This window comes from Colwellia sp. SU-HH00943, assembly GCF_057546125.1.
In genome coordinates this window covers 289,838-304,059 of record NZ_BAAJLW010000001.1, presented here as the reverse complement: position 1 = coordinate 304,059, position 14,222 = coordinate 289,838, and the positions used below count along the sequence as shown (strand labels likewise).

The 14,222-nt window shown below is 36.6% G+C and carries 11 protein-coding genes; 3 read left to right on the top strand and 8 right to left on the bottom strand.

Features of this window, described 5'->3' with window-relative positions; translation table 11 throughout:
* Nucleotides 1-8: 8 nt before the first annotated feature.
* Nucleotides 9-956 carry a LysR family transcriptional regulator gene (locus AC27GZ_RS01260; protein ID WP_487093061.1) on the bottom strand — a complete coding sequence of 316 codons (948 nt, stop codon included), beginning with the start codon at nucleotides 954-956 and terminating at the stop codon, nucleotides 9-11.
* Between the two features lie 338 nt (nucleotides 957-1,294).
* Here AC27GZ_RS01260 and AC27GZ_RS01255 point away from each other — a divergent pair, with 338 nt between their 5' ends.
* Nucleotides 1,295-2,890 (top strand): isocitrate lyase, encoded by a 1,596-nt coding sequence (locus AC27GZ_RS01255; protein ID WP_487093060.1) that lies wholly within the window; start codon nucleotides 1,295-1,297, stop codon nucleotides 2,888-2,890.
* 464 nt (nucleotides 2,891-3,354) lie between these two features.
* Here AC27GZ_RS01255 and AC27GZ_RS01250 read toward each other — a convergent pair whose 3' ends face one another.
* From AC27GZ_RS01250 to AC27GZ_RS01220, 7 genes are all read right to left on the bottom strand, one after another.
* Nucleotides 3,355-4,140 carry a DUF481 domain-containing protein gene (locus AC27GZ_RS01250; protein ID WP_487093059.1) on the bottom strand — a complete coding sequence of 262 codons (786 nt, stop codon included), beginning with the start codon at nucleotides 4,138-4,140 and terminating at the stop codon, nucleotides 3,355-3,357.
* Between the two features lie 98 nt (nucleotides 4,141-4,238).
* Nucleotides 4,239-5,090 carry a DUF481 domain-containing protein gene (locus AC27GZ_RS01245; protein WP_487093058.1) on the bottom strand — a complete coding sequence of 284 codons (852 nt, stop codon included), beginning with the start codon at nucleotides 5,088-5,090 and terminating at the stop codon, nucleotides 4,239-4,241.
* Between the two features lie 273 nt (nucleotides 5,091-5,363).
* A complete protein-coding gene (gene fba, locus AC27GZ_RS01240) occupies nucleotides 5,364-6,428 on the bottom strand; it encodes a class II fructose-bisphosphate aldolase (protein WP_487093057.1) in 1,065 nt (354 codons plus the stop codon).
* Nucleotides 6,429-6,732: 304 nt separating this feature from the next.
* Complete coding sequence (locus AC27GZ_RS01235) at nucleotides 6,733-7,638, bottom strand: fructose bisphosphate aldolase (RefSeq protein WP_487093056.1); 906 nt, start codon at nucleotides 7,636-7,638, stop codon at nucleotides 6,733-6,735.
* Nucleotides 7,639-7,813: 175 nt separating this feature from the next.
* Nucleotides 7,814-8,989 carry a phosphoglycerate kinase gene (locus tag AC27GZ_RS01230; RefSeq protein ID WP_487093055.1) on the bottom strand — a complete coding sequence of 392 codons (1,176 nt, stop codon included), beginning with the start codon at nucleotides 8,987-8,989 and terminating at the stop codon, nucleotides 7,814-7,816.
* Between the two features lie 32 nt (nucleotides 8,990-9,021).
* A complete protein-coding gene (gene rdgC, locus AC27GZ_RS01225) occupies nucleotides 9,022-9,945 on the bottom strand; it encodes a recombination-associated protein RdgC (RefSeq protein WP_487093054.1) in 924 nt (307 codons plus the stop codon).
* 208 nt (nucleotides 9,946-10,153) lie between these two features.
* Nucleotides 10,154-11,899, bottom strand: a complete 1,746-nt coding sequence (locus tag AC27GZ_RS01220) for an ATP-binding protein (protein ID WP_487093053.1) — start codon at nucleotides 11,897-11,899, stop codon at nucleotides 10,154-10,156.
* Nucleotides 11,900-12,281: 382 nt separating this feature from the next.
* On the opposite strand from AC27GZ_RS01220, the gene AC27GZ_RS01215 reads away from it, so the two are divergent.
* Together AC27GZ_RS01215 and phoB are read left to right on the top strand one after the other, a co-directional pair.
* Nucleotides 12,282-13,289, top strand: a complete 1,008-nt coding sequence (locus tag AC27GZ_RS01215) for a porin (protein ID WP_487093052.1) — start codon at nucleotides 12,282-12,284, stop codon at nucleotides 13,287-13,289.
* Between the two features lie 182 nt (nucleotides 13,290-13,471).
* Entirely contained in the window at nucleotides 13,472-14,176 is a 705-nt protein-coding gene (gene phoB / locus AC27GZ_RS01210) for a phosphate regulon transcriptional regulator PhoB (RefSeq protein WP_487093051.1), read from the top strand.
* Nucleotides 14,177-14,222 lie beyond the last annotated feature (46 nt).

Below are 14,222 nucleotides of genomic sequence, written 5' to 3'. Positions count from 1 at the left end.
TAAGTAAATTATTCACCTGATTGCACCTGTCTTGCTGCTTCTATCACTAAATGTCTGAACCAAATATGGCTTGTATCATGGTGTAATAATGGGCTCCAGATCATTTTTAGTTCCATATCAGGAATTTCGAAAGGCGGCTTAACAATGATATAACTAGGATCAGACTTATGGAGCAAAGCTGCTCGTGTTGGTAAAGTAGCAATTAAATTATCTTCATAAGCTAACTGCATGGCAACATGGTAATTTCGGGTGAATACTTTAATGTCACGTTTTTTACCTAAACGTGCCAATGATTCATCTACCCAACCTAGTTTTTGAATATCACCTGGGTTCATGCCAATACCGACACCGAAACCTGTTTTTGATACCCATACGTGCTTCGCCGCTAGGTAAGAATTGAGGTTAAACTTACTCACTACAGGGTTGTCTGCACTAAGTAAGCAGGAGAAAGAGTCACGCCAGATGGATTTTTGGTGAAACGATTGCGGTAACTCTTCAAACCTATTTATAGCCATATCTATTTTACCTGCTTCCACATCGTGAAAGGTAACATCACTTGGTGTCATAATATCTATGGTGATGTTAGGAGCCACTCGATTAAGTAGCATCAATAGCTTAGGTAATAAGGTTGAAGCAGCGTAATCACTGGCCATAATCCGAAAAACACGAGTGCTATGTTCTTCGTTAAACTCTTCTTCACCTTGCAAAGCTTCTTCTAATTCAAGCAATATTTTTCTAATGCTTGGTGCTAGCGTTCGCGCTCTTTCTGTAGGAACCATGCCATCAGAAGTACGCACCAAAATAGGATCGTTAAAGAGTGTTCTTAAACGTTTTAAGCCATTACTCATCGCAGGTTGAGTTATGTTTAGCTGACTTGCTGCGCGCGTCACATTTTTCTCTCTAAGTAATACGTCTAAATAAATAAGTAGGTTTAAGTCGATTTTAGAAATATTCATAATTTTAATGGCTTTTTAATAAAATATAATTGAGATAGATATAAGCTATATTCTTTCAATATTCAATAATGTTTATATTAGATTTTAGTCTTACTTGAGAAAGTTTAAAGTAGGAATATTTTTAAGTCTTTGTTAATTAAGGTTAATGTGTTTTGTTGTTTTGTGGTGTTTATTATATTTATGATGTGAATGTTGATAATGTTTATTATATATTTCAGAAATACTTAAGGGTTGGGTTATTGTTTTTGTAGTTCGGTGTGACAGTTTTCAGTATTGGTTACATCGGTATTTGTTACAACAGCAAGGTTAATGTTAAATAAGACCCATTGGAGAATGTTATGTCTAATTACCAAAGTGCAATTGAAGCAGTTAAAGCAATAAAAGAAAAAGCGGGTGACTCTTGGGGAGCGATTAACCCTGAATCAATAGCGCGTATGCGAGCTCAAAACAAATTTAAAACAGGTTTAGAGATTGCTCAGTATACAGCAGATATTATGCAAGCTGATATGAAAGCTTTTGATGCTGATAAAACTAAATATACACAGTCGTTAGGTTGCTGGCATGGTTTTGTTGGTCAGCAGAAATTAATTTCTATCAAGAAACACTTTAATACAACCAAGCGTAAGTATTTATATCTTTCTGGCTGGATGGTGGCAGCGCTACGCTCTGAGTTTGGACCTTTACCAGATCAATCTATGCATGAAAAAACCTCTGTGGCCGCTTTAGTAGAGGAGTTATATACCTTCCTTCGCCAAGCAGATGCTCGTGAGTTAGGCGGCCTTTTCCGTGAGTTAGATGCAGCAATAGCAGCAGATGAAAATGCTAAGGCAGCTGAAATTCAAGATCAAATTGATAACTATGAAACGCACGTGGTACCAATTGTTGCTGATATTGATGCGGGTTTTGGTAACGCTGAAGCTACCTATTTAATGGCTAAACAAATGATTGAAGCAGGTGCTTGTGCTCTACAAATTGAGAACCAAGTAGCTGACGAAAAACAATGTGGTCACCAAGATGGTAAAGTAACGGTGCCACATGCCGATTTCCACGCTAAAATTCGTGCTTTACGCCATGCTTTCCTTGAGCTTGGTATAGACAACGGAATTATTGTTGCGCGTACTGACTCTGAGGGAGCGGGTTTAACAAAAGAAATTGCCGTTGTTAAAGAGCCAGGTGATGAGGGTGATATTTACAATTCGTATTTAGATGTAGAAGAAATTGATGTATCACAAATGCGTGAAGGTGATGTTTGTTTAAATCGAAATGGTAAATTAGTACGTCCTAAACGTTTACCGTCAGGTTTATATCAATTCCGTGAAGGCACAGGCCATGAACGTTGTGTGTTTGACTGTATTGGCGCACTAAATGCTGGTGCGGATTTACTTTGGATTGAAACGGCAGTACCAACTGTTCACGAAATTAAAGGTATGATGGATGATGTACGTAAAGTTCATCCAGATGCGAAACTTGTTTATAACAACTCGCCGTCATTTAACTGGACACTTAACTTCCGCCAGCAAGCTTATGATGCATGGGTGGAAGCGGGCAAAGACGTTTCAGCCTACGACCGTTCTGATCTTATGAATGCTAAATATGATGATACAGAATTATCGGCAGAGGCTGATGAACGTACACGTACTTTCCAAGCAGATACTTCACGTGAAGCCAATGTATTCCATCACTTGATCACATTACCTACTTATCATACTACGGCCTTGTCTGTTGATAACTTAGCGAAAGAGTATTTTGGCGAAGCGGGGATGCTAGGATATGTGAAAGGTGTTCAACGTCAAGAAATTCGCCAAGGTATTGCCTGTGTTAAACATCAAAATATGTCAGGCTCTGATATTGGTGATGATCACAAAGAATACTTTGCAGGTGAAAATGCATTAAAAGCTGGTGGTGCGAAAAACACTTCTAACCAATTCAGCTAACCTTGTAAGGTTCAAATAGGCAATAACTGTTACCTTGTGAATAGATTTTATTGCTAATGAAAACTAAAAAAGGCTGATACATCATAATGTATCAGCCTTTTGTTTTATCTTAATAGTGACAAAAGAATAACTTTATACCAATTTGATTAAATTTCTTCCCTACTCAGAGCTATGCTCTATGTTCAATAACAAGGCAAATTTGTTTAGGTCTAGTCATTCTAAATCAAATAAATTTAACGAAGTTAGTGGGCATCGAGCAAGCTCCCAAAGGGCGAGTTTAAAAGGCTTATATGCTGCGTTATTGATTTTGACAAGGACGCTACATGGATGTAGCTTATTAGAGAATGCAGGAGCATATTCTCCTGAATAACCATTCTCTTCAATCAATGCCTTGCCTCTAAGCCTTTTAATTCTCGCTGAGTGGGAAAGAACTTAATCAACTTGGTATTATAAACGGGTTAAGCTTAGAAAGTATAAATTAATGTCATTGATGTTTCAGTGTTAGTGTTTTCAAAACCTGTTTCAACTTCAGTGTCGTAATCAACACGTAAAGCAAACTTAAGTTGTAATGAATCAACGAGTCTTGCTGTTACAGAAGTTTCAGATTTATAAACACTGTTTTCACCTGATTTAACTGCCTGTTTTGCTACAAGGTATTGTTTGAACTCAACATGTTCATTAAATTTATGTTGATAAAGTGCTTGTGCTTGCACAATAAAGTCAGTCTTACTTGTAGACTCGTGAGTGTCTGTTGCACGAGTAATATCATGTTTTACACCAGGACCAATATCAGCAAATAATGATGAGGTTTCAGTTTCATACCAGTGGCGGCCCCAACCTGCAGAGAATGAACTTTGAGATTTAAAACCACTGAATTTGTCTTGCTCATAAGCAAGGTTACCATATAAATAATTTTTGCCAGCTTCACCAATGGTGTAGTTGGTTTGGCCGATAATGTCCCACTTATTGTCGGTGGTTACATATTCATCTTCACCTGTATCTGGATCTTCTTTTTCAAGCTTTTTAGCCAAGATATTAAAAGCAACCGCAGAACGCCACTTATCTTTCTCATGCTTAAGGTTTAAACCGGCTTTTAGATCACCACTTTTGGTGTTACCTGTTTTGTATAAAAAGCCAAGTTCGGCAGAGGCAGTAAATGCTGGTTTTTCTTCAGCTTTTTCTTCTGCCAATGTGGCAAACGAAGCGAGCGGAAGCAAGCACAAAGAGGCGAGCGTAAATTTACGTTTCATGGTATTCCCTTGTATTGATAGAGGTCTAGTATTTTTAAGGCGGCTATTATAACAACCGTTAATATAATGTTAAATACGATTAGCCGTAAAAAATGCGATTAGAAGCTATAAACAAGTGTTACAGCGGTTTGAGTATCAAGGTTTTCTTGATCCATCTCGACTTCAGTATTGTAGTCAAGAGTAAAGGTGAACTTAAGTTGTAAGGTAGATATTAACTTTGTTGTGATACTTGTTTCAGCTTTGTAAATGCTGTTATCTGATTGTTTTATAGAGTGTTTTGCACTAACAAATTGCTTGAATTCAACATGCTCACCAAGCTTTCTGATGTATAAAGCTTGCGCTTGTATAATCCAAGACTCTTCTGTTTTACCTTTTTCTGTATCGGTTGTTTTAAATAAGTCACGTTTGTAACCTGGACCAATATCTGCCCAAAGTGAAGCTTCTTCACTTTTATACCAATTACGCCCCCAACCAGTAGAAACAGAGCTTTGATTTACAAAACTATTAAACTCGCTGTCTTCGTACCAAATATTCCCGTAAATATAGTTTTTCTCGGAAGTACCTAAACTGTAGTTGGTTTGAGACGTTGCTGTCCATTTTTGGTCTGTCGTTTGAAAGTGAATATCACCATTTTCATCTTCAACATCCGCTTTTTTGATCAAAACATCTATATTGAATAAACTTAACCAGCGGCCCGCTTCAAAACGTAGATCAAGGCCACCTTTCATATCACCGCTATTACTGTTACCCGTTTTATATAAAAAACCGAGCTCCGCAGAGCCAATCAGCTCCGGTGTCAGTATTACAGGCTCTGCCTGATCGGCCTTTTTCAAACTAGATAAAATATCACTCGCCGTAGCTTCATTGCTCTGAGCTTGAGTGCTACTTTCTTGTGCATAAGCATTGATAGATAAAAATAATAGTGTCGTTAAGCTAAAGTGGCGGATCATTTTATTCTCTGTTTATGACGCAAAGTTATTCATTAAGGATATATTTTTTTGAAAATAATCCTGTTTTAAAAATGGTTATTTAGATTTAAAAGCGAGTGTACAAGCAAGACGTAACAGAGCTATGGGTAAATCACAATAATTAGGGGGAACATTATAATGAAGTTGGGGTTATTTTAAAGAAAATTTGTTTGTATCCTTAAAAAAGCTATAGCGCGTTGATACCCAATGGAAACTGTACCAGTCATAACAAAGGGATAAACGCGCTATCGAGTATTATTTAATGACGGCTTTCAATTCTCCAGCTTGGTAAAGATCAAACATGGTTTCTAAACTAATAGGAGTAATTTTGCTAGCATTTCCAGCTGTGTTAAAAGATTCGTAGCGCGCTTTACATATGTCATACATGGCGTTTGTTGATTCTTTTAAATACTTTCTAGGGTCAAACTCGCTTGGGTTATGTGCTAGAAAGCGGCGAATTGCACCGGTAGCTGCAAGGCGTAAGTCTGTGTCGATATTTATTTTCCGAACACCGTTGTTGATTGCTTCTTGGAGCTGCTCAACAGGCACACCATAGGTTTCAGATATATCGCCCCCATATTCATTAATTATGGCTAGCCATTCTTGTGGTACAGATGAAGAGCCATGCATGACCAAATGCGTGTTTGGAATACGTTTATGAATAGCTTTTATACGTTCAACCGCTAAAATATCGTCTGTTGGCGGGCGAGTAAACTTGTAGGCACCATGGGAGGTACCACAAGCAATTGCAAGCGCATCAACTTGTGTTTTATTGACAAAATCAGCAGCTTCTTCTGGATCGGTTAGCATTTGCTCTTGGCTTAATACACCTTCAGCACCTATGCCGTCTTCTTCACCAGCCATACCTGTTTCTAATGAGCCTAAACAGCCTAATTCACCTTCAACGGAAACACCACAGGCATGAGCCATTTCAACGGTTTGCTTTGTTACTGCAAGGTTATACTCATAACTGCTAGGGGTTTTGCCGTCTTCTTTTAAAGAGCCGTCCATCATGACTGATGAAAACCCTAACTGTATTGAGCGTTGGCAAACACTGGGTGAAGTACCATGATCTTGGTGCATCACTACAGGGATGTGGGGAAATTCTTCAATTGCAGCTAAAATAAGGTGACGCAAAAAAGGTGCGCCAGCATAACTTCTAGCACCGGCTGAAGCCTGCATTATTACAGGGCTGTCGGTATCATTTGCTGCTAGCATAATAGCACGAACTTGCTCTAAATTATTGACATTAAATGCTGGAATACCATAGTTATGTTCTGCGGCATGATCAAGCATTTGACGCATTGAAATTAAGGCCATTAATTACTCCTAGAATTGGCTATTTAGGTTGAGGGTGCGGGTTTTATTTTTTTGTTTTATTTTATATTTGTTTGTTGCTCTGAAAGGTTTTTCTTTCAATTACGAGATTGTATCAAAAAGTAAGCCTTTGGGCAGTGAAATTTATACTTTTAGCGGTTTTAGTTGATGTTTTTGTATTTTGTATGAAAGTTAACAAGAAACCATACAAAAAAAGCTGGTTTTGAGAGAGGTTAATTTTTTTTGATTGAAAGTTAACCACAACTAAAAATGTGGTTAACTCTAATATACTAGACTTGATTTCAGCTTAGGTTTTTGAAGCATTAAAAATACTTTCAATGGCAGTATCTAACACTTGAGTGAATTCACTGTTAGATTGATTAGCGCTGAGCCCTTGCGTTAAAGCGCGAGAAAAACTTGCTATCATATTATGATTGGCGGCTATTTTATTATTTGCTTCTTCTCTTGTGTAACCACCTGATAATGCAACAACTTTAATGATGTTTTCATGATTTATACAGTCAGTGTAAAAGTCGTCTTCATCGGGTAAAGTGAGTTTTAACATGACTTTTTGGTCACTCGATAATTGGTTAAGTTCCGTCAGTAACGCTGCTTTAAGCATACCTTCAGCCGCTGCTTTTTCTGGGCTGTTAATATCTATTTCTGGTTCGATTATTGGTGTTAAACCTTTTGCTAATATTTGTTTAGCTACTTTGAATTGCTGAGCAACAATGTCAGTAATACCTTGTTGATTTGCTAATTTGATCACAGAGCGCATTTTAGTACCAAATACTCCCTGAGCAACCGCTTTATCAAGGAGTGAGTCTAGCTCAGGTATCTCTTTCATTAGTTGCACATCGTTTTGTTCTTCACAAAGACCTTTATCGACTTTCAAAAAAGGAACTACTTGCTTTTCTTGCCATAAATATTGTGCAGCAGGTTTACCGTCAAACTCTCTGTCTAAGGTGTTTTCAAATAAAATAGCACCAAGTATTCGTTCGCCAGTAAATGCAGAATTGGTGACAATACGGCTACGCATTTGATGCACTAAATCGTACATTGCTTGGTCGCTATTATATTGATTTGAATCGATGCCGTATAAAGCAAGTGCTTTAGGAGTGCTACCACCACTTTGATCAAGCGCGGCAATAAATCCATTTTGTGTGACGACTTTAGTTAGCATTGATTCAAGAGCTGCTGAGTTTTTAGACATAATCATCTCCTTTGGTTGAGCCTATAGATGTTTGCTCAATGGGTGTGGGTACGTTTTTATTTTACTTAATTTTTATTACTCTTTTATTTTATTGTAGATGTAACCTAGCAAAATATAACTATTTTGTTATTTTATTTGCTAGGTTGTTTGGTTTGATAGCTAAGTTGAACCCAATTTAGCCTTGTGCTCTTTGCTCTAATATTTCTACAGCAGGTAATTTTTTACCTTCTAAAAATTCTAAGAAAGCGCCGCCACCTGTTGAAATATAAGAAACTTTATCTTTAATATTATACTTATCCACAGCAGCTAGGGTGTCACCACCACCAGCAATAGAGAATGCTGAGCTATCTGCAATAGCATGAGATATAACAGAAGTACCTTTAGCAAAGGCGTCAATTTCAAAAACACCAACTGGGCCATTCCATAAGATAGTTCCGGCTGTTTTGATTATTTCTGCAACTTTAGCAGCGGTCTCAGGGCCGTAATCAATGATATCATCTTGCGCATCAACGCCAGATGCAGCTTTAATCTGTGTTGCTGAATCGTGTTTCCAATCACTAAAGCCTTCACGAGTTACGGTTACATCATTTGCAAAAACGACTTGTGTTTGCTTACATAAGCGTTGCGCTTCAGGGATAAGATCTTCTTCATATAAAGAATTTCCAACTTCATTGCCCGCTGCCGCTACAAAAGTATTTGAAATACCGCCACCTACAACGAGAGTGTCAGCTATTTTTGATAATGAATCTAAAACAGTTAATTTTGTTGAAACTTTTGAGCCACCCACTATAGCTACTAATGGGCGTGCTGGGTTGTCTAATGCTTTGCCTAAGGCTTCTAATTCGCTTACAAGTAATGGGCCTGCACAAGCTGTTGGTGCATATTTAGCCACACCATGGGTACTTGCTTGAGCACGGTGCGCTGTACCAAAGGCATCCATAACAAAAACATCACAAAGGCTAGCTAGTTGTTTAGCTAACGCATCATCATTCTTTTTCTCTCCGGCGTTAAAACGTACATTTTCTAGTACAACTAACTCACCTGAAGCTGCTTCAACACCTGATAAATAATCAGTAACTAAACGAACAGGGTAGTTGATAGCCGCAGCTAAATAATCTGCAACAGGTTGTAGTGAATATTCTTTATTGTATTCACCTTCAGTAGGGCGACCTAAGTGAGACATTACCATCACTTTGGCACCTGCTTCTAAAGCGAGTTTAATTGTTGGTAATGCTGCTTGAAGACGAGCATCTGAAGTGATTTCTCCGTCTTGAATTGGTACGTTTAAATCTTCACGGATTAAAACACGTTTATTAGCTAAATCTACGTCAGCCATTTTAATAATTGTCATGTTGACTCCAAATAAATTAGAACTTTGTTAAATTAATCTTTCTCTAAACAACCAGTTGTTTTTAATGAAAATTCTGAAAGTAAGTCGTGAATGAAACGATTCAACTCACCCGCCATTAAGGCAAAATCAGCGTCAAGTTTCGCAACGATGTCGTCACTATCAATATCTTCATTTTGGTCTTGAATAACATCGAAAAACTTAAGGCGTTTTATCGACAAATCATCACATAATACAAATGAAAGTGATTCATCCCATTCTAATGCTACTTTAACCATGTACTTATCAGCATCTAAATGAGATTTGATTTCTTCACTCTCGAGATCTTGGTTTTTAACGCGTATAACTGCGCCATCATCACCCATAGCATTAAACTCTGCTTCCATTCCTAACTGAAATTGTGCGCCTAAGTTTTTGTTCACTAACCAATCTGTCATGGTTTCATCAGCTTGCACATCAGGCTCTAAACTTGTTACTGGTAACGTACCTAATACTTTGCGAAGCAGAGCGAGTAAGTCTTCCGCTTTACCGCGAGCACTGGCATTAATAACAATGATGTTGTCTTTAGGACTGATATAAGCATGCGTGTCAGAAATGCGAGAAAAAGCACGCGGTAGCAATTCAAAAATAATATCTTCTTTAAATTGCTCTTTTTCTTTTTTCGTGGCGCCACGACCTTGCTCTTGTTCGAGCAAATTGACTTTTTCTTCAATCATGTCTTTGATTACAGGCGCGGGTAATATTTTTTCTTCTTTGCGTGCACAAATTAAAAAATTACCGTTTGCGCTGTGAACACTGGAGTGGCCATGCTTTCCTAAAGCGTTTACCCAACCAAAATGTGAAACCTCAGTAGAGCCACATGGGGTAAAAAGGTGCTCTGATAAGTGCTTTTCTAAATCTTGCTCTGAATGTTCAAATGGACGAGTAAAAGCAAAAAAGTACAGGTTTTTAAACCACATAAATAAGATCCTAGGCTAAAGGTATTATGAAGCTTGGCATAATACTCATTTTTGAAAGCGGTCAGTTTACCTGAAAAGAATAGCTGAAAATAGTACTGAAAATGCAATTCTAGGAAGTTGATCGTATAAGATAATGAAAATGGTAACTAAGCATTTAGGCAAGGATCAAAATGATCTGTAATCAATAAGTATGAATAACTATGTTTATTTAACTTCTCATATCAGGAATAGTGATGTCATAGTGTAAACCTTGCTCTTTCTCGCTTTGTACATTTATGGTGCCATTAAGGGTATCCATAACTAAATTATTAATAATATGTGTACCTAGCCCTGTTCCACCTTTGTCTGCTTTAGTGGTATAAAAAGGATTGAATAAGTTTTTCATTTCTTCATCAGAAAGACCATGGCCATTATCTTTGTAATTAATGACAATACCAGACTCTAATGGTTGAATATTGATCTCTATCTCACCACGATTGATGTTTTCAAATCCATGTATTATCGAGTTAATGACTAAATTAATCATGATTTGAGCAATAGCACCCGGGTGAGAGTATATCTCAACGCTTTCATCACAGTGTACTTTGACACAATGGTTGGTGAGTTTTAATTTTGGGTGTAGCGACTGAATAATTTCATCAATATATTTCGCTACATTAATAAGCCTAATTTTGTCGCTGGTTTGATCTACTGCAACATGTTTAAAGCTGATTATTAGTTCAGAGGCTCTACTTAAGTTTGTAGTAAGAAGCTCAGTACTTTTACTGATATTGCCAATAAACTTTTCTATAGTCTGTTTGGATATTCTACTTTGGTTGATATTTGCTTTTAACTCTTCAATGGTGTCACGTATGTAACTTGCAGAAGTGATACTAATACCAATAGGTGTATTAATTTCGTGAGAAACTTCAGCGGATAAACTCCCAAGCGATGCCATTTTTTCAGCTTCTAATAAGCGCTCTTTAGCTTTATTAAGTTCAGTAATAGAGCTTTTTAATTCGGTATTGGTGGTGAGTAATATTTGCTCGGTTTTACTGCGTCTTATATTTTCATCTTTAAGGCTTTGCTGCTGACTTAATAGTTTGCGTTGTTGCACCTCCATTTTCAGCATCGTATTACTTAACGAAGAAGTTTTTTTCGCGACTTCTTGTTCTAGTTGAATATTTTGCTCATCTAATCGCTCATTCGCTAAATTAGTTTCTTGTTGAGAGACGGCTAGCTTGTCTTTAAAGTCTATTAATTCATCAATGAGGTTGTTGTATGCGTCTTCTAATATATTCAATTCATTTTTTTCGTAATTCATTGAATGCAGCTTAGAAGCCTCAGGATCATCTAAGTCTACTTGGTTTATTTGATCGGTAAGTTCTTGTAATGGTGAAGTGAGTAATTTATTGAATGCTAGGGTAAATAAAAATACTAAGAAGGCTGTTTTAACAATCGCGTTACCTAGCAAGAAGTATATACCTACCTCAATCCGGCTAAAAATAACCGCATTACTTGAGAGTAACGTTACTCTTCCTACAGATGTTGTACGACCAGAAAACTCAAAGACAAGTGGAAAAGAGTGACCAAATAAATCCCCACTTATAGAGCTGATACCTTGTGAATCTTCAGTTGCCTCCTCATTAATAACTTTTAGTTGCTCCTGAGGTAGCACTTCGCCTAATTGTGTGATGATATTATTAGATTCATCAGTAACTGTAATGCCTTTGATTACAGGAATAGCCACTAAGCCTTCTGATATATCAATAGCTTGCTGTGTGTTTAGTTCCCATACAGCACGAGTTAAACTCTCACTAATTGTTTTTTCTAATGTTAATAGCTCACTATTTATATGATTTTTTGTGTTGAAATACTCAGCAACGATCTGAATACCCGTCACACTCACCGTTAAAATAAAATAAAAGGAGAGTACTCTGGTTAACAGTTTTCGAGAAATACTAGTTCTTTTCATATAAGAGTATATTAGCACGTAAGTAGGGTTATTAATAAATTTGAGCGTATCTACTGCTAATTTTAGCTAGTTTTTAGCAAGGTATAAACTATTTTACTTATTTTACTTAATTTAGTTGTTTTTTATACAAAATCTTAGTTTTTGCCTATAATTTTAACAATGTTGTAACTTTTGGCCGTGGTTATTCATAAATTTGTAGTAAAAGTGTCATCTTTACCTTAATTATTAGTTATTTTGTAATATAACTGTAATTTTATGTCTGTTGTAATATTTGTGTAATAAAGCTGTCATAATATACTCGCCAATTTCAGCTTGCTTGATATTTAAACAGGTGAGTTAAAAGTAAGAGTTAAATTAACTTTATAAAAAATAAGGCAAAAATATGAAACTGATGAAATCTACCATTGCATTGGCAGCGTGTTCTGTGCTTTCAGTACCTGCATTCGCAGCTGATAATAAAAGTAGTGAATTAGACGATGCAATAGAATTCTACGGCAAACTTAATATTTCTCTACAAGCATCTGATGAAGGTGGTGAGACGGTTAATGAGCTGAAAAGTAATGCTTCTCGTGTTGGCGTAAAAGGCGAATATAAATTAGATACGGATTACGCACTTACTGCAATTTATAAACTTGAATGGCAAGTGAATGTAGATGATGATTCAAAAAATAATTTAACTGCTCGTAATCAATGGGTTGGTGTTAAAGGTGGTTTTGGTGAGGTGACTATAGGTCGTGCTGATACTACGTTAAAAGTTTCTCAAGGTAAGTTTGATTTATTTAATGATTATGAAGGTGACTTAAAACACTTATTTATTGGTGAAAACCGTGTTACTGATTCATTAACCTATAAATCGCCAAAACTTAATAATTTTCAATTTTTAGGTAGTTATATTCTGTCCGAAGATAAAGATTTAAAAAATCCTTTCTCTGTTGGTGTGCAATATGGTGATGGTAGTTTAAAGAAAACAGATTACTTTGTAGCGTTGGCTCATGATCAAAACATGCAAGGTGATAATAATAATGGAACTTATGAAACTACACGTTTAGTGGGTATGTATAAGTTTGGTGATTTACGCCTTGGTGCCATCTTAACTGAAAGTGAAATTAATGAAGTGACAGATCCTGCAAACAGTCACTTAGTTGGTCAAAGTGAAAATGGTTATGCGGTAAATGCTTCTTATAAATTAGGTAAGGTATTAGCTAAAGTACAATATCAAGAGTTTGCTGGCGCGGGTGCAATTAGTGTAGGTGCAGACTATAAACTTGGTAAAAATACCAAAGTATTTGCTTGGTATACAGACCGAGAAGGGTTAAGTCTAGATGGTAACCCTGTTAAAAAAGCGACTGAAGGAAGCTACATTGGTATTGGTATGGAGCAAAAATTTTAATACCAATGTTATTGAAAGTGTGAACTTCACATCAATGTCATAAAAAATCCGATATTAGTATGACTAATATCGGATTTTTATTAACCTTTTTACGTGTTGTCACAAAAATGTCATGATAAATGTGCACAATAGTCACACGGTTAATTACATGAAGTAATACCAATGTTACTTAAGGTTTTTATATGAGTGGATACATTTTAGTTGTTGAAGATGAAACCCCTATTAGAGAAATGATCACGTTTGTCTTAGAGCAAAATGGTTTTAACTCTGTGGAGGCATGCGATATTAAACAAGCGATGGATAATATTATCGAGCCATACCCTGACTTGATATTGCTTGATTGGATGTTACCTGGTGGTACAGGGGTTAAACTTGCTCAATCTTTAAAGCAAAATGAATTTACCCGAAATATACCTATTATTATGTTAACAGCGCGTGCTGATGAAGATGATAAAGTGAAAGGTCTTGATGCTGGTGTCGATGATTATGTTACTAAGCCATTTTCACCGAAAGAGCTTATTGCTCGCATAAAGGCAGTTATTCGTCGAGTGTCTCCTACACTTTTAGCTGAAAAGGTTGAATTTCATGGCCTGAAACTAGATCCCGTTTCACATCATGTCACTATTAATAATTTAGCTATAGATTTAGGGCCAACTGAATTTAGGTTGCTGCACTTTTTTATGACACATACAGAGCGCGTTTATTCAAGAGAGCAATTGCTTGATAATGTATGGGGTACCAATGTTTATGTCGAAGACAGAACAGTTGATGTTCATATTAGACGCTTAAGAAAAGCAATATCAGGTGCGGGTCATGAAGAATTTATTCAGACGGTGCGTGGTGCTGGTTATCGCTTCTCAGGTAAATTAAAAAGCCCACAAGTTTAAAACGTAAATGCTTGTCCTGCCTTTACTCTTTAAAATATTATTTTCA

Bases quoted from the DNA above. Each gene is read 5' to 3' on its own strand.
- AC27GZ_RS01260 (WP_487093061.1), bottom strand. From the start codon at position 956: ATGAATATTTCTAAAATCGACTTAAACCTACTTATTTATTTAGACGTA.
- AC27GZ_RS01250 (WP_487093059.1), bottom strand. From the start codon at position 4,140: ATGAAACGTAAATTTACGCTCGCCTCTTTGTGCTTGCTTCCGCTCGCT.
- AC27GZ_RS01215 (WP_487093052.1), top strand. From the start codon at position 12,282: ATGAAACTGATGAAATCTACCATTGCATTGGCAGCGTGTTCTGTGCTT.
- fba (WP_487093057.1), bottom strand. From the start codon at position 6,428: ATGGCCTTAATTTCAATGCGTCAAATGCTTGATCATGCCGCAGAACAT.
- AC27GZ_RS01255 (WP_487093060.1), top strand. From the start codon at position 1,295: ATGTCTAATTACCAAAGTGCAATTGAAGCAGTTAAAGCAATAAAAGAA.
- phoB (WP_487093051.1), top strand. From the start codon at position 13,472: ATGAGTGGATACATTTTAGTTGTTGAAGATGAAACCCCTATTAGAGAA.
- AC27GZ_RS01220 (WP_487093053.1), bottom strand. From the start codon at position 11,899: ATGAAAAGAACTAGTATTTCTCGAAAACTGTTAACCAGAGTACTCTCC.
- rdgC (WP_487093054.1), bottom strand. From the start codon at position 9,945: ATGTGGTTTAAAAACCTGTACTTTTTTGCTTTTACTCGTCCATTTGAA.
- AC27GZ_RS01235 (WP_487093056.1), bottom strand. From the start codon at position 7,638: ATGTCTAAAAACTCAGCAGCTCTTGAATCAATGCTAACTAAAGTCGTC.
- AC27GZ_RS01245 (WP_487093058.1), bottom strand. From the start codon at position 5,090: ATGATCCGCCACTTTAGCTTAACGACACTATTATTTTTATCTATCAAT.
- AC27GZ_RS01230 (WP_487093055.1), bottom strand. From the start codon at position 8,989: ATGACAATTATTAAAATGGCTGACGTAGATTTAGCTAATAAACGTGTT.